Origin of the sequence: Sphingomonas panni, assembly GCF_022664435.1 — a bacterium.
GTDB classification, from domain to species: domain Bacteria; phylum Pseudomonadota; class Alphaproteobacteria; order Sphingomonadales; family Sphingomonadaceae; genus Sphingomonas; species Sphingomonas panni.
Map to the genome: position 1 here is coordinate 135,317 of NZ_JAKREU010000009.1, position 14,626 is coordinate 149,942.

Genomic DNA, 14,626 nt, shown 5'->3' on the forward strand with positions numbered 1-14,626 from the left:
CGCCTATTCCGCGCTCAGCCAGGCGCTACGGAACGCGCGCTGTTTGCGCGTAGGCGCCCGCCCTACCGTCTCGCCGCGTACGATCTCCAGCGTCGGATCGGCGACCGGGGTCAGCGTCGCCACCCGCTCGATCCCGCGCTGGCGATAGCGCAGCTCGGTGGGCGTCCCGGGCTTCAGCGCCGCGACGCCCGCATTCCACGCGGCCAGATCGCCCACCGGCTGTCCGCCCAGCGACAGGATCGTATCGCCCCGATCGATGCCCGCGGCGAATAGCGGCGTGTTCTGTGCCGGCGACAGTGTCAGCGTGACCCCATCCGCTTCCTGCGTCGCGTTGACCCGCCCGATCCAGCCCTTCGTCGGCTGCGCCGCGCGCAGCACGAGGCCCGCCTGATCCAGCAGCGGCGCGAAGTCGGGCAGGAAGCTGCCCTCGATCGTCCGGTCGAAAAACTGGTCGGCGAACGCCTTGTCGCCGGTCAGCGTCGTCAGCGCCGCGCGCAGGTCGGCGGGGCTGTAGGGCTTTTCGGTCGCGCCATGCATCCGCCACAACAGCCGCATATAATCGTCGAGGCTCTTGCCCGGAAACCGCTGGCGCAGCTGCAGGTCGAGCGACAGGCCGATCACCGCGCCATAGGGGTAATAGGACACGAAGATGTTCGGTTCGACCGGGTCGATCGCGGTCGCGGCATCGACGAACGGCGCGCGGAGACTCATTTCCTGCGGCGAGGCGTTGATCCGCGCCGCGATCCGCGCCGGGCTGTTGACCACCCCGTTCACCATGCCACCCATCTCGCCCAGCCATTCGTCGACCGACGACAGGCCGGCGCGGCGGATCGCCAGCGGCCCGTAATAGCTGGTGAACCCCTCCGCCAGCCACAGCGACGGCGTCGGATTGGCGCGGGTGAAGTCGAACGGCTCCAGCTCGCGCGGGCGCAGCCGCTCGACGTTCCAGCTATGGAAGAATTCATGTGCCAGCGTGCCGAGCTGGTCGTCCTTCGCCTCGGCCAGCGATCGCCGGTCGGTGATGATCGTCGAGTTGCGATGCTCCATGCCGTCGCCGTTGATCGAGGGGCGATAGTCGGCGATGAAGCTGTAGGTGCCGAAATCATAGTTCGCCGGCGCGCCGAAGATTTTTATTTCCTCCGCCACGACCTTCTTCGCCTTTTCGGTGAAGCGGTCCATGTCGGCGGCGCTGCCATCGTGATGCAGCGTCAGGCGGAACGTCTTGCCCGCTTCGCGCCATTCGCGAACCATATGGTCGGACAGTTCGGTCGGGCTGTCGAAGAAATATTGCAGGTTCGGCGCCCAATAGCTGCCGGGCGCGGTGCCGGCGGGCAGTTGCGTCGCGACCTTCCATGCGGGGTCGGGGCTGGTGAAGCGCACGCTGATCGGCTGCGCGTCATATCCGGTCGCCCACAGGAACGTCGCGGGCATGTTCAGATGGGCGTGGGTCGCATCGATCTGCGCATAGGTGCCGTCGCCCCGGTCGCCATAGAGGGTGTAGCTGACCACGACCGTGCCGTCATGGCCGTCCACGCTCCAGCCATAGGGATCGGTACGGATCAGCTTCAGCGGCCGCCCCGCGCCGTCGGTCGCGCTGACGTCATAGACGTTCTTGGCGAATTCATGGATCGCATAGCGGCCGGGCGACGAGCGCGACATCTGCACGCGCAAGGGGCCGGCGGGCACCGAACGCCACGTCGCGACGATCCTCGCCCGGTGGTGCCGCGCCTCCGGGAAGGACACGTCGTAGCGCACCGGGGCATTAGCGCCCGGATCGCGCGCGGCGGTCTGCGCCGCCGGCACGGTCTGCGCCACGGCGGGCAGGGCGAGGCAGGAGGCCAGCAAGGCGGCGGCGAGCGAACGAACCATGGCAATTCCCTTTCGAGTTGCCGCGCTTGTAGCGGGCGCGGGGTTCGTTTTGGAAGGGCGGCGGCGGTACATCGCCGCATATGTCATCCCGGCACCGGTCAGGAACTTCTTGTCGCGGTGCGTCGCAAGAGCGGCGGGAGGTGGGGCGAAGCACGCGGCGGCGGGATGCCCCGGAACCGGTCGGCCCTCCCCGACAATCGAGCATATTCGTCATTCCCGCGCAGGCGGGAATCCATAAACGCTGACGTTTCGGCTGAATTCGTGACGCTGGCGCTTATTGGCTCCCGCCTGCGTGGGAGCAACGATGGGGGCGGAGCGGTCGTCCAAAGAGCCGCATGTCGATCCGGCCTAGATCTCCTCGACGACCGCCCGTTCGAACAACACATCCCCCGCGCGCACCCGGTCGCCGGTCTGCACGCCATGCGCCAGCACGAACGGCGCGGGCGTCAGCAGCACGATGGTCGAGCCATGTTCGAACCACCCCATTTCCTGCCCCTGCGCGACCGGCACGTCGATATCCGCCACCGGGTCGGCCCGCTCGCGCAACAGCTTCACCGTGTCGAGGAAGGTCAGCCGGATCGCCGCGACCAGGATCGCCGCCACCGGCACCAGCAGGATCGGCGTCCCGTCGCCCAGCCGCATCCGCACCGTCGCCCGCTCGTTGCGGCAATAGAGCCGGTCGACCCGCTTCAGCGCCGGCGGGTTCACGTTGAAACAGTCGCCGGGGAAATAGCGCACCCGCTCGACCCGCCCGTCCTGCGGCGCATGGAAGCGGTGATACATGCCCGCCGTCAGCCGCAGCGTGACGAAGCTGCCACCCAGATACGCCTCGCCTTCGCCCCCGGTCAGTTCCGCGATCGAATAGCGTTTACCCTTGGCCTGCACGATCGAATCGCCGGTGATCGGCCCGCTGGCGACGATGATCCCGTCGGAGGGCGACGTCACCTGATGCGCCTGCGCCGCGAAGGTCCGCGCGCCGGGGCGCAGCCGCCGGATGAAACAGTCATGCATCGACGGCCAACTCGTCTCCGCCGCGTCGGACAGGTCGACATCGCAAAAGGTCCGCCACACCGCGATCGACGCCCGCGCGACCAAGGGCTGCTCGACCTTGCTGAACCACCCCATGGCGCGGGTGAGGCTTCGGCGCGGCAGCCAGTTGGTCGCGGCATAATTGAGCGATTCGATATCGGTCAGCCAAGCGATAGCGCGCGCCAGACGGGAAGGGGCGGGCGGCGAAGGGGCGATGCGGTCCATGACCGTCATCAATATTTCCCTATCGGGTCATATTCGCGTCAGTCATGATGCCTTTCGCTCTCGCAATCGCCGCCGGAGTCGCCGGTCTCGCCGCTACCAAGGGCCGTGCCCGCCTCCGGCTCAGCCGCGCCAAGCACGGTTCGCTTACCGGCCATGTCCGCTGGGGACAGCGGATCGCGCGCCAGATCGCCTTCTACGACTATGACGACGCCCGCTTCTTCGCCGCCGACGATGCGCCGGCCGATGTTGCCGAACAGCGCCGTGCCGCCTTCGAACGCCTCTCCGCGCTCTATGCCGCCCGCTTCGCGAACACCGTCGCCGCGACGAAGGAACTGCGCGAGGGGCTGTCCGACCTGCAATTCACCGGCCGCTACCGCGTCCCGTTCCAGTTCAGCGCGAAGGTCCGCGAACGGCTGGCGACCGGAGGCTTTTACGAATCCTCGTCGGGCGTGACCGTCACCGACCTCGACGGCAATGTCTTCTACGATCTTGCCGGCTCCTACGGCGTCAACCTGTTCGGCCACGACTTCTACAAGGAATGCATCGCCGAAGGCTCCGCCCGCGTCTCCGATCTCGGCCCGGTGCTGGGCAATTACCATCCGGTCATCGCCGCCAATGTCGCGCGGCTTCGGGCGATCAGCGGCATGGACGAGGTCTCGTTCCACATGTCCGGCACCGAAGCGGTGATGCAGGCGGTGCGCCTCGCGCGCTATCACACCGGCCGTCGCCGCGTGGTGCGCTTCGCCGGGGCCTATCATGGCTGGTGGGGCGATGTGCAGCCGGGCATCGGCAACCCGACGCCGGCCGACAACACGCTGACCCTGTCGGAAATGTCGGATCGGACGCTCCATGTCCTCGCCACCCGCAAGGACATCGCCTGCGTACTGGTCAACCCGCTCCAGGCGATGCACCCCAACAAGGGCGCGCCGTCTGACGGCACGATGGTCGACAGCAGCCGCGCCGCCCATCTCGACCGCGCCGCCTATCGCGACTGGCTGGTGAAGCTGCGCGACGTTTGCACGCGGGCCGGCATCGTCCTGATCTTCGATGAGGTCTTCATGGGCTTCCGCCTCGCGCGGGGCGGCATGGCCGAAGCGTTCGGCGTCCAGCCCGACATGGTGACCTATGGCAAGACGCTGGGCGGCGGGCTGCCGATCGGCGTCGTCTGCGGTCGCGCCGATCTGATGCGTCGCTTCCGCCCCGAAGCACCGGCCGATATCTGCTTCGCGCGCGGCACCTTCAACGCCCACCCCTATGTCATGGGCGCGATGGCCGTGTTCCTCGAACGGCTCGACAGCCCCGAGGTACAGGCGATGTACGCCGACGTCGACGCCCGCTGGGACGCGCGCCTCGCCCAGTTCAACGCGGCGATGGCCGCAGCCGGCCTGCCGGTGCGCGCGGCGGGGATGCAGACGGTATGGACGATCACCTATGCGGTACCGTCACGCTACAACTGGATGCTGCAATATTATGCCCGTGCCGAGGGGCTGGCATTGAGCTGGGTCGGCACCGGCCGCCTGATCTTCAGCCTGAACTATGACGACGCGGACTTTGTCGAGGTCGTTGCGCGGTTCGTGCGGGCGGCGCAGGCAATGGCGGACGATGGCTGGTGGTGGAGCGCCCCCGGCACGACCAACAAGATGCTGCGGCGACAGGTGTTGCGGGAGACGCTCGCGCGGCGGCTGGGGCGCGGATAGGGCCGATCGACATTCACCGGTGACCACTGGATTTCGTCATTCCCGCGCAGGCGGGAATCCATGGACGCTGACGTTTCGGCTGAATTCGCGACGCTGGCGGATATGGACTCCCGCCGGCGCATCGGCATCGAAGCCCGTCCGCTTGGCGTCATGCCCTGTCCCGGCTCATTCCCGCCGCGCGTCGGCGACCGCGTGCAACTGTTCGATGATCGCCCGGTTCGCCTGATGCCCCGACAGATCCTGCGCCAGCGAGGTATAGCCCTCGCGGCGCAGCGCCTGCCGGATGTGGTTCACCGAACTGAATGCGCCCGACGCGGCCAGTTCGAGCGCGCGGGTCAGGGCGGGCGTGTCGCGGGTCATCGGGGGATCGCTCGCCGGGTCAGCCGTTGCGCACCCATGGCGTCCGCACGACCGTGCCCGCGATCAGCTTCTTGCCGAACGCCTTGCGCATCGTCTCGGCCGCGTCGCCGTTCTTCAGCACGACATGCGTGCCACCCGAATGCAGCGTCTCGATCGCACTGATCGACGCGCCATGCTTGCGGCATAGCGCCTCCACATCGGCGCGCGCGATGCTCACGTTCATCGCCCGCGAAGTCGTCACCGCAGTCGGGATGCCCCGTCGCCAATCGTCCTGCATGTCGGTCCAGTCATCATTCGAGCAAACGGACCGCCGGGCCACGCGGATAGGGTCGACCGGCCGGCGCCGGTAGCGGGACCAGCCGGATTCGGCGGGGCCGGATCGTATATGGGGTGCCGCCGGCGCGTTAACAGGTAGCGGGCGCGATAATGTTGCAGGGGCGGAACGAGCGGGATCACAGGTGGAGGAGCGGGTCCATCCTTCGGTGCAGGATGCGGACGACCGCAACGCCATATTCCGTGGGTCTGAAGAAGATCACATGCTGTCCGACCGACCGGCGGCGATAGCCGGATCGGATGTGATCGCAACTGGGGGCCTGCATCGGCGCACCGGCAGTGGCATGCAATGCAGCTTCGATCCGATCCGTATAGGCCATTGCCTGCGGCAAACCCCATGCCGCGACGCCATGATCGAAAATCGCCTCCACATCGGCCTGCGCCGCCGGCGTGAGCCGGAACTCAGCCATGTTGGGCGGCTTTACGCTCCTTGAACGCGGCGAAGTCGAACCGTTCGGGTGCTCCGCTATTCTCGCCCTCAATCAGCGCCGCGCGAAGGCGCTCGTCGACCTGCCCCCGTTCCTGCTCGCGCCGGATGAGGTCGCGGATCGCCTCGCTGTCATTGGTATAGTGGCCGGCCGCAATCTGCGCGCCGATCCAGGCATTCTGCTGTTCGGTCAGGGTGATGGTCTTGCGAACGACGGCCATGGTAACCTCGAAGGATCACATTATCGGTGCAGTTTAGCGCATATTGGGCCAGCAGCGAAATTCCGCTTTCCTACTCCGCCACGCATCATCATGCTCGCCTTCGCTCTTTCTCCCCGTCGATCCCCCCGCCAAACAAATGCGACCGGTTCGCAAGTGCGCGAAACCGGTCACGAGTGTGAACTTTGTGAACTTTGGTCGGAAAAGCCTTTGTTTTCAGGCCCGCCACGGGCAAAGCCAGCGTCGAGGTCGATCGTGCCCCCGGCACGAACTGCGGACTGCGGGGCAGTCCGCACCTCGACGCTCGTCGGACGGCGCTTTATGCACCGCCGGTCGCGCGTGCCTTTAGGCTTGGCGCAGCTTTCGATGCGCCTTGCCCGGCGCTCAGTGCCGCGCCGCCTCCTGCAAATCCGTATCGATCCGCGCACCCTTCAACAACTGCACCGGTGCCTTGCGGTACAGGATGAAGTCGTTGAACGGATCGGTGATGATCTTGGTCGCCCACACGATGCCGGTCATCACGTCGCGCTGGATGAACAGCTGGATCACGCGGAACAGCAAGCCCCCGACCGCAAAGGCCAGCCACAGCAGCGCCAGGTGGCGCAGGAAGCCGACGAACCCGACATGCGGTTCGAAGATGCCGAAGAAGGTCGGGTCGAGCAGCAGCGGGATCGGCGTCGCCGCCCACAGCCCCATGAAGACGACCTTGCGGAACAAATTGTACCCGACCTTGATCTCTTCCTTATGTTCGTGCGTCGCCTGGTTCACATGGTCGTAGGTCTTCGGCTCGAAGAAGAAGTGCCCCGACTGCCGTGCGGTCATCGCCACCAGCCAGCCGAGCAGGCTCGCCACCGCCGGGTCGATCCACACGACGACATAGGCGATCAGGAACGTCGTCGCGCTGACGAAGTGCAGCGCCTGGTTGATGATGCTGTGATGGTAATAGCGATGATCGTCCCACCGCTGTTCCTTCAGCGCTTCCTTGAATCCGGGCATTGTCCAGGCCTTTGAAAAAATGGGGTTCAGGCGGTCGCGCCGAGCGCGGGCGTCGGATGGTTATCCTGTCCGGGCACACCGGCGCGGCGGAAGCACACCAGCGAGAAATGACCGAGCGGGGGCAGGGGGCGGCGCTCGACCAGCTCCGCCTGCGGGTTGCGCGCCGCCCAGTCGCCATAGATCGACCACGGGAAATCGGTGCGCCAGCCCAGCCGGCTGGTGATCGGCATCAGCGCGCGCTCGATCTTCGCCCGCATCCCCGCCTCCGCGCCCAGCCGGGTCGCGATGACGATCATCCCGCCGGGCCGCACCACGCGCAGGAATTCGCTGAGCGCCCGGTCGGGATGCGGCACCGCCGACACGACATATTGCGCGACCACCACGTCGAACGACGCATCGTCGAAATCCAGCGCCTCGGCATCGCCGATCGCGATGCGTTCGACTTGGGTCAGCTTCAGCCGCTTCACCCGGTCGCGCGCCTTGTCGAGCATCTGGTCGGCGATATCGATGCCGGTGATCCGGCTCTCGGCGCGGTAATGCGGCAGCGAGATGCCGGTGCCGACGCCGACCTCCAGGATGCGGCCGCCGACCGTCTCAGCGGCGTCGATCGCGGCGCGCCGGCCCCGGCGGAATACCGGGCCGAATACCAGGTCATAGATGGGCGCCCAGCGATCATAGGCGCTCGCCACGCCGACGCGGTTCAATTCCTGAGCCAATCCGTGCGTTTCCTTGTCCAGCGCCGGGTGTCCGGCGTGTCTGGCCCATTACGATGACGCGCTTCGATGACAGGGCAATGTCGGACCCGTGTCGCCAAGGTTTCAGTTTGATGAGAGTCGCCGTCACATCCGCGCAATACTATTGTCGCGCAGGAACATTACTGCACCGGCATCGCAAGGACGCAAGTCCGGTCCACTATCGTGGGGAAGTACGATGACGACGGCATTTGTATCCCGGACCGATCGAAAGAATTCAGGCGCATTGCCCGCGAAGTCGCTGGCGCGCAAGATTCCCGACTGGATCAACGACCCGCAAAGCTATCAGGCGGAGGGTCCGAAAAAGTCCTATCGCACCGTCTTCATCTCCGACGTCCATCTGGGAACGCCCGGATGCAGCGCGACCCAGCTGGTCGACTTCCTCCATTCCTTCGAATGCGAGACATTGTACCTGGTCGGCGACATCGTCGACGGCTGGCAGATCCGCCGCGGCTGGTACTGGCCGTCCAGCCACAACGACGTGATCCGCTCGATCCTGAAGTTCGCGCGGCGCGGCACCCGCGTCATCTATATCCCCGGCAACCATGACGAGGCGTTTCGCGACTATACCGGTCTCGAATTCGGCGGCGTGGAGATGGTCGAGGAGGATATCCACGAAACCGCCGACGGTCGCCGCCTGCTGGTGCTGCACGGCGACAAGTTCGACGGCGTGGTCCTCTATGCCAAATGGCTCGCCTTCCTCGGCGACTATGCCTACACCGCGCTGCTGAAGGCCAATCGCGTGTGGAACTTCACCCGGCGCAAGCTCGGCCTGCCCTATTGGTCGCTGTCGGCCTATGCCAAGCATCGCGTGAAGAACGCGGTCAACTTCATCGGCCGGTTCGAGGAAACCGTGGCCCATGCCGCTGCCGAACATGGCGTCGACGGCGTGGTCTGCGGCCATATCCACACCGCCGAAATCCGCCAGATCGGCGACATCATGTATTATAACGACGGCGACTGGGTGGAAAGCTGCACGGCGCTGGTCGAGGATCATGCCGGCGCCCTGTCGCTGATCGACTGGCGCGCCGAGACCTGGGAAAGGGAACTGGCGAAGTCGGCGGGCAAGGTCGCCGTGCCCGCCCCCGGCCGGGCGGTCGCCACCGCGTGAGGATCGCCATCGTCAGCGACGCGTGGAGCCCGCAGGTCAACGGCGTCGTCCGCACCCTGCAGACCACCATCGCCCGGCTGCAGCAGCGCGGCCATGTCGTCGAGACCTATACCCCCGACGGCTTCGCCACCCGGGCCTGCCCCGGCTATCCCGAAATCCGGCTGGCGCTGGGCTGCGGGTCGGAACTCGGGCGGCGGATCGCGGCGTTCCGCCCCGATGCGATCCATATCGCGACCGAAGGGCCGCTCGGCTGGGCGGCGCGTCGTTGGTGCAAGCGCAACGGCGCGCGCTTCACCACCTCGTTCCACACAAATTTCGCCGATTATCTGGCGATGCGGACTCACCTGCCCGCCGGGCTGTTCTGGCCGTTCCTGCGGCGCTTTCATGCCGCGGCCAGCGGGGTGATGACCGCCACCGCCCGCGTCGCCGCGTCGCTGCGCGACCATGGCATCGCCCATACGAAACGCTGGTCGCGCGGCGTCGACCTGTCGCTGTTCAAGCCTGATGGCGGCCAGCTCGACGTCGCCACCCTGCCGCGCCCCATCCTGCTCCATGTCGGCCGGATCGCGGTGGAAAAGAATATCGAGGCGTTCCTGGCCCTCGACGTGCCCGGCACCAAGCTGCTGGTCGGCGACGGCCCGGCGCGCGCCGAACTCGAACGCCGCTATCCGCTCGCCCGCTTCGTCGGGGTGAAGCAGGGCGCGGCGCTCGCCGCCGCCTATCGCGCCGCCGACGTGCTGGTCTTTCCCAGCCGCACCGACACCTTCGGGCTGGTGATGATCGAGGCACTGGCCTGCGGCACGCCGGTCGCGGGCTATCCGGTGCCCGGGCCGCTCGACATCGTCGGGACGGACGGCATGGGCGGCGGCACGCAGCAGATCGGCGCGGTCGACGACGATCTGGCAGCGGCCGTCCGACAGGCGCTGACCGCCGACCGCGACGCGTGCGCCCGTGCCGGCACCGCCTATTGCTGGTCGCACTGCACCGACCAGTTCGTCGGCAATCTGGTCGATGCAGGATTGGGAGCGCAGCCGGTGCTCGCGGTGCCCTGAGACGCTTGCCGGCGGGGGCGGGCGGTGCGATGCCGGGCCATGCTTGCCCGGCTCCCGCTCTTCGTGCCGCTCCTGCTCGCGTCCTGCACGCAGGTCGAACGGACGATACCACCCTGTTGGTCGGCGTTCGATTTCGCGCCCGGACAGCAGGTCAGCGGTCGGGTCACGATCATCATCGGCGATACCGACGACGACGATCTGGAGCCGGGCGGCCAGCTATCGGTATCGCCGTTGACGTGCGAGAACGGATCGTTCTTCGTGCTCGACCCACCGGCACGGCTACGCGCCCTTGCGCAGCCCTATCGCGACGGGCGGCCGATGTTCGGCTCGGCGTTCGAGGCCGACGTCGACGCGGTGGTGCATGTCCTGCCCGAGCAGACGCATAGCGGGCAGGTGACCGGCTATTTCCTGAAACTACGTGGCCTGCGCGACCTCAAGCGGATCGACCGGCCGCGATGGTGGCGCTGGGGCTGACCCGCCCTATAGCGCCTTCCACGCCACGATCGCCCGCAGCCCCAGCACCAGCGCATCGTCCGCATCGCGCAGGCCGCCGGGCCGTCGCACATATTGCACGTCGGGCTGGAGCGTCAGGAACGGCAGCACCCGATCGCTATAGGTCAGCTCGATCATCCCCTCCGATCCGCTCAGCGCCGGTTCGCCTGCCGAATTGGCGCGGCGATAGGGCGTGCTGAGGTCGGCGCTGGCCACGCCGATCGACAGCTGGCTGTCGGGGCGGGCGGGGACGATGCCCTGGCCGGTCACGCCCAGCTGGAACCCGCCGGCAAAGGGCGTGGTCCGTCCGTCCGACCATCCGGCCCGGGCAAAGGCGCGCCAATATCCCGGCCGTTCGGCCTGTCCGGCAAGGTCGGCTTCGACCGAGGCATAGACGCCGTGCGACGCCGCCTCGCCGGGCCCGGTGGTGACGCCGGGCGGGATGATGCGCGGCTGACGCCGGCTATAGGCCCAGCCACCGATGGTGAGCGACACAATGCCCTGCCGCCCGGCCTCCGCGACGAACAGCATCGATCGCCGGCCGCCATCGTCGGTCGTCCCGCGTGGCGCGCGGATCGCCACCGCCTGCGCATAATGTCGCTCGTCGCCGGCACGCAGCCGGATGGCAAGGTCGGTGCGCGGAAAGATCGACGGCCCGTTGGGGCCGGTCGCCGCCAGTTCGGACCCGATGCCGAACGCCGGCGCGATCAGGTGCGATGCCGCATCGGTCGTATAGAATTCGCTGTTGAGGTCGTATTTGCCGACCAGCGCCGACAGCCGGTCGCCGGCGAAGCGCTGCTCAACCCATGCCTGGTACAGCAGCAGGTCGGGGGCGGCGACCTCGATATTGTCCACCCCCTGCAATGTGCCGGCGATGTCGTTGGGCCGCCCGCCCAGATTGTTGAGCAGGCTGGCAAAGGCGGTGCCCCCGCGCCACCCCACCGTCCGGTTGAGGTCGAGCGACGCGAGCAGGTCGATATTGTCGAGATAGCGCACGCCCCGCGCATCCCCCGCCGCGACCCCGACGACATCGCCCTTGTACGCGATATCGATGCTGAGCGGTCCCGCCGCGTCGTCCTGCGCCCGCGCCGGTGCCGACAGCATCGTCAGTGCGATCGCAGCGCACCCGATCCAGTTCCGCATCCTGCAATGTCCCCTGTTGTCGCACGATCGCGGCGGCCGCCCCCTTCGGCAGGGAGCGGCTCGCCGCCGGCTCAGGCTGCCTGCCCGAAGGCGTCGTCGTCGCCGTCCGGCCCGCCCTGCGTCAGGTCGATCGCGAAGCCGCGCGCGCGCGCCTGCTGGTCGACCACCGAGTTCGCCCGCGCCTTGGTGGCCTTGGCCGGTGCCTTGCCGCGCGGGGCCGGCTTGCGAACCGGCGCCCGCCCGGCATTCTGCCCGTTCGCTTCCACCTTGAAGAAGGCGATGCTCGACTGCAGTTCCTCGGCCTGGCCCGCCAGTTCCTCGGAGGTCGAGGTGATCTGTTCGGCCGCTGCCGCATTCTGCTGCGTCACCGTGTCCAGCTGCTGCAGCGCCTGATTGATCTGGCTTGCGCCAATATCCTGTTCGCGGCACGCCGCGCTGATTTCCGACACCAGTTCGGCGGTCCGGCGGATATCGGGGACCAGTTTGGTCAGCATCTCGCCCGCCTGTGCCGCCGCCTGCACCGTGTCGGTCGACACCGAACTGATCTCCGCCGCTGCGGCCTGGCTGCGTTCGGCCAGCTTGCGCACCTCCGATGCGACGACCGCGAAGCCGCGACCATGTTCGCCGGCGCGGGCCGCCTCGACCGCCGCGTTCAGCGCCAGCAGGTCGGTCTGGCGCGCGATTTCCTGCACGATGCCGATCTTCTCGGCGATGACGCGCATCGCGCCGACCGCCTTGTCGACCGCGACGCCGCTGGCTTCGGCATCCTGCGACGACTGGCGTGCGATCTTTTCGGTCTGTGCCGCATTGTCGGCATTCTGTTTGATGTTCGCGGCCATCTGTTCCATCGATGCGGATGCTTCCTCGGCGGCGGCGGCCTGTTCGGTGGCGCCCTGCGACACCTGTTCCGAGGAGGCCGAGAGCTGCTGACTGCCGCCCGCGACATTGTCGGCGGCGGCGGTCGCGTCGCCGACGACGCTGCGCAGACGCTTCGTCATGGCCACCATCGCGTTGCCCAGCTGGTCACGGTCCGACAGTGGCCGGTGGTCGACCGTCAGGTCGCCGGCAGCGATCTTGTCGGCCAGCGCCGCGGATTTGCGCAGGCCGTCGACCATGGTGACCATGGCATGGCCCAGCCGGTCCTCGTCCGACAGCGGCTTGTGATCGACCGACAGGTCACCGAGCGCGATGGTATCGGCCAGCGCCGCCGATTTGCGCAGGCCGTCTACCATGGTGACCATGGCGTGACCCAGCCGGTCCCGGTCCGACAGCGGCTTGTGGTCGACCGACAGGTCGCCGAGCGCGATGGTATCGGCCAGGGCGGCTGACGTGCGCATCCCGTCGACCATGGTGACCATGGCATGGCCCAGCCGGTCCTTGTCCGACAGCGGCTTGTGATCGACCGACAGGTCGCCGAGCGCGATGGTATCGGCCAGCGTCGCGGACTTGCGCAGGCCGTCGACCATGGCGACCATGGCATGGCCCAGTCGGTCCTTGTCCGACAGCGGCTTGTGGTTCACCGACAGGTCGCCGAGCGCGATGGCGTCGGCCAGTTCCGCCGACTTGCGCAGCGACGTGGTCATGCGGTTGACGGTGTCGACCAGATCCCTGATCTCGTCGTTCGACCTGACGGTCACCTCATTGTCGAGGTCGCCGATCGCCACCGCATCCAGCGCGACGCTGACCCGCTTCAGCCCCTTCGACACGATCATACCGATCCACAGCGCGCCGCCGATAGCGATCAGGAACGCGACGGCCGCCGTTGCGAGCAGCATCGTGCGCGCGTTTGCATAGGTAACATCGCCCTCGGCGTCGGCCTTGGCCATTTCCTCGCGCTGGCGTTTGACCATCTCGTCGACGAGGTCGCCCATCTCTTCGGCTGCCGCACGCGCGGCGCCAAGCGAGATCTGCCCCGCCTCCATGTTCTTGTTCTGCATCGCCAGTGCGACCGCCTGATCCGCGGCGTTCTTATACCGGTTCCACTGGTCCCGGACCTTGGCATATTGCGCGCGGTCGACATCGTCGGCCATCGGGGGCGGGGTTGCGATCAATTCGTCGGCACGGGTCCGCTGACGCCGCATTTCTTCCAGCTGGCTTGCAAGGATCTGCGAATCGTTGGTCAGCGCGAGGCTCTTTTCGGCGACTACCGCCGATGTCGATGCGTCGTTGAACTGCTGGATGCGGTCCAGCGCGGTCGCCGGGTCGTCGACCAGCCGGCCCATGCCGTCGTTGATCGTGCCCATTTGCGTGATGCCGAAGGCGACCACCCCGGACAATAGCAGCAGGATGACCGCAAAGGTCGCCCCCAGTTTCATCTTGATCGTGGCCCGCATGTCGTCCCCGTTGCTGTCTGTCCATTCTGGACCGTCCGGGCGGAAGTAGCGTCCGTGGTGTTAACGGCGGGTTCAAAAAGTATGCTGTATACTCTAATCCAAAGGTATCGCGACGATCGGGCAGGGCGTTGCGAAACCGAGGATGGCGGTTTTCGTGACGAAGTCGCGACGCTGCCGTTGCTGCGCGCTGCCACATTCCGCGGCGCCCCTTGTCGTCCTGCGATCGCGGCGGCCGCCCCCTTCGGCAGGGAGCGGCCCGCCGCCGGCTCAGGCCGCCTGTCCGAAGGCGTCGTCGTCGCTGTCCGGCCCACCTTGGGTCAGGTCGAGCGCAAAGCCGCGGACGCGGGCCTGCTGATCGGCGACCGAGTTGCGCTTCACCGGGGCCGCAGGTTTCGGCTTGGTGGCTGCGGGCTTGTGCGCCACCGGACGCCGCGCCTTCCTGGCCGATCCGTCGTCGACGCGGAAGAAGGCGATGCTCTGCTGCAGTTCGTTCGCCTGGCCGGACAGTTCCTCGGAGGTCGAGGTGATCTGTTCGGATGCCGAGGCATTTTGCTGCGTGACCGTGTCGAGCTGCTGCAGCGCCTGGTTG

At 67.3% G+C, this 14,626-nt stretch carries 14 protein-coding genes and 1 pseudogene; 4 read left to right on the top strand and 11 right to left on the bottom strand.

The window, feature by feature from the left end; all coding sequences use genetic code 11:
• Positions 1-3: 3 nt before the first annotated feature.
• Together MF609_RS16405 and asd are read right to left on the bottom strand one after the other, a co-directional pair.
• Positions 4-1,869 (bottom strand): M61 family metallopeptidase, encoded by a 1,866-nt coding sequence (locus MF609_RS16405; RefSeq protein ID WP_242417224.1) that lies wholly within the window; start codon positions 1,867-1,869, stop codon positions 4-6.
• 348 nt (positions 1,870-2,217) lie between these two features.
• On the bottom strand, positions 2,218-3,132 hold the full coding sequence (gene asd, locus MF609_RS16410) for an archaetidylserine decarboxylase (protein ID WP_242417225.1): 915 nt from the start codon (positions 3,130-3,132) through the stop codon (positions 2,218-2,220).
• Between the two features lie 35 nt (positions 3,133-3,167).
• Between asd and MF609_RS16415 the strand changes: the two genes are divergently transcribed.
• Positions 3,168-4,820 carry an aminotransferase class III-fold pyridoxal phosphate-dependent enzyme gene (locus MF609_RS16415; RefSeq protein WP_242417226.1) on the top strand — a complete coding sequence of 551 codons (1,653 nt, stop codon included), beginning with the start codon at positions 3,168-3,170 and terminating at the stop codon, positions 4,818-4,820.
• A 165-nt stretch (positions 4,821-4,985) separates the two neighbouring features.
• On the opposite strand, the gene MF609_RS16420 is transcribed toward MF609_RS16415, so the two are convergent.
• From MF609_RS16420 to MF609_RS16445, 6 genes are all read right to left on the bottom strand, one after another.
• Positions 4,986-5,180: a hypothetical protein gene (locus MF609_RS16420; protein ID WP_242417227.1), complete on the bottom strand. Its 195-nt coding sequence runs from the start codon at positions 5,178-5,180 to the stop codon at positions 4,986-4,988.
• A gap of 19 nt (positions 5,181-5,199) precedes the next feature.
• Positions 5,200-5,499, bottom strand: a complete 300-nt coding sequence (locus MF609_RS16425; RefSeq protein WP_340689026.1) for a hypothetical protein — start codon at positions 5,497-5,499, stop codon at positions 5,200-5,202.
• Between the two features lie 133 nt (positions 5,500-5,632).
• On the bottom strand, positions 5,633-5,923 hold the full coding sequence (locus tag MF609_RS16430) for a type II toxin-antitoxin system RelE/ParE family toxin (protein WP_242417228.1): 291 nt from the start codon (positions 5,921-5,923) through the stop codon (positions 5,633-5,635).
• Entirely contained in the window at positions 5,916-6,161 is a 246-nt protein-coding gene (locus MF609_RS16435) for a type II toxin-antitoxin system ParD family antitoxin (protein ID WP_242417229.1), read from the bottom strand. Before MF609_RS16435 ends, MF609_RS16430 begins: the two co-directional genes overlap by 8 nt.
• Positions 6,162-6,542: 381 nt before the next feature.
• Complete coding sequence (locus tag MF609_RS16440) at positions 6,543-7,154, bottom strand: hypothetical protein (RefSeq protein WP_242417230.1); 612 nt, start codon at positions 7,152-7,154, stop codon at positions 6,543-6,545.
• 26 nt (positions 7,155-7,180) lie between these two features.
• On the bottom strand, positions 7,181-7,870 hold the full coding sequence (locus MF609_RS16445; RefSeq protein ID WP_242417231.1) for a class I SAM-dependent methyltransferase: 690 nt from the start codon (positions 7,868-7,870) through the stop codon (positions 7,181-7,183).
• A gap of 214 nt (positions 7,871-8,084) precedes the next feature.
• Here MF609_RS16445 and MF609_RS16450 point away from each other — a divergent pair, with 214 nt between their 5' ends.
• The 3 genes from MF609_RS16450 to MF609_RS16460 are packed head-to-tail and all read left to right on the top strand — an operon-like array spanning position 8,085 to position 10,543.
• Positions 8,085-9,017, top strand: a complete 933-nt coding sequence (locus tag MF609_RS16450) for a UDP-2,3-diacylglucosamine diphosphatase (RefSeq protein ID WP_242417232.1) — start codon at positions 8,085-8,087, stop codon at positions 9,015-9,017.
• Positions 9,014-10,069, top strand: coding sequence for a glycosyltransferase family 4 protein (locus MF609_RS16455; protein ID WP_242417233.1), 1,056 nt, complete (start codon positions 9,014-9,016; stop codon positions 10,067-10,069). The genes MF609_RS16450 and MF609_RS16455 overlap by 4 nt, the downstream gene beginning before the upstream one ends.
• A 39-nt stretch (positions 10,070-10,108) precedes the next feature.
• Positions 10,109-10,543 carry a hypothetical protein gene (locus tag MF609_RS16460; RefSeq protein WP_242417234.1) on the top strand — a complete coding sequence of 145 codons (435 nt, stop codon included), beginning with the start codon at positions 10,109-10,111 and terminating at the stop codon, positions 10,541-10,543.
• 6 nt (positions 10,544-10,549) lie between these two features.
• Here MF609_RS16460 and MF609_RS16465 read toward each other — a convergent pair whose 3' ends face one another.
• The 3 genes and pseudogenes from MF609_RS16465 to MF609_RS16475 all read right to left on the bottom strand — a co-directional run.
• Positions 10,550-11,704: a carbohydrate porin gene (locus tag MF609_RS16465; protein WP_242417235.1), complete on the bottom strand. Its 1,155-nt coding sequence runs from the start codon at positions 11,702-11,704 to the stop codon at positions 10,550-10,552.
• Between the two features lie 71 nt (positions 11,705-11,775).
• Positions 11,776-14,037, bottom strand: coding sequence for a HAMP domain-containing methyl-accepting chemotaxis protein (locus tag MF609_RS16470; RefSeq protein WP_242417236.1), 2,262 nt, complete (start codon positions 14,035-14,037; stop codon positions 11,776-11,778).
• A gap of 267 nt (positions 14,038-14,304) precedes the next feature.
• Positions 14,305-14,626: pseudogene (locus MF609_RS16475) on the bottom strand (methyl-accepting chemotaxis protein); the annotation flags it as partial.

Coding starts and splice junctions, on each gene's coding strand:
- MF609_RS16450 (WP_242417232.1), top strand. CDS start 8,085: ATGACGACGGCATTTGTATCCCGGACCGATCGAAAGAATTCAGGCGCA.
- MF609_RS16405 (WP_242417224.1), bottom strand. CDS start 1,869: ATGGTTCGTTCGCTCGCCGCCGCCTTGCTGGCCTCCTGCCTCGCCCTG.
- MF609_RS16435 (WP_242417229.1), bottom strand. CDS start 6,161: ATGGCCGTCGTTCGCAAGACCATCACCCTGACCGAACAGCAGAATGCC.
- MF609_RS16470 (WP_242417236.1), bottom strand. CDS start 14,037: ATGCGGGCCACGATCAAGATGAAACTGGGGGCGACCTTTGCGGTCATC.
- MF609_RS16460 (WP_242417234.1), top strand. CDS start 10,109: ATGCTTGCCCGGCTCCCGCTCTTCGTGCCGCTCCTGCTCGCGTCCTGC.
- MF609_RS16415 (WP_242417226.1), top strand. CDS start 3,168: ATGATGCCTTTCGCTCTCGCAATCGCCGCCGGAGTCGCCGGTCTCGCC.
- MF609_RS16420 (WP_242417227.1), bottom strand. CDS start 5,180: ATGACCCGCGACACGCCCGCCCTGACCCGCGCGCTCGAACTGGCCGCG.
- MF609_RS16465 (WP_242417235.1), bottom strand. CDS start 11,704: ATGCGGAACTGGATCGGGTGCGCTGCGATCGCACTGACGATGCTGTCG.
- MF609_RS16440 (WP_242417230.1), bottom strand. CDS start 7,154: ATGCCCGGATTCAAGGAAGCGCTGAAGGAACAGCGGTGGGACGATCAT.
- asd (WP_242417225.1), bottom strand. CDS start 3,132: ATGACGGTCATGGACCGCATCGCCCCTTCGCCGCCCGCCCCTTCCCGT.
- MF609_RS16430 (WP_242417228.1), bottom strand. CDS start 5,923: ATGGCTGAGTTCCGGCTCACGCCGGCGGCGCAGGCCGATGTGGAGGCG.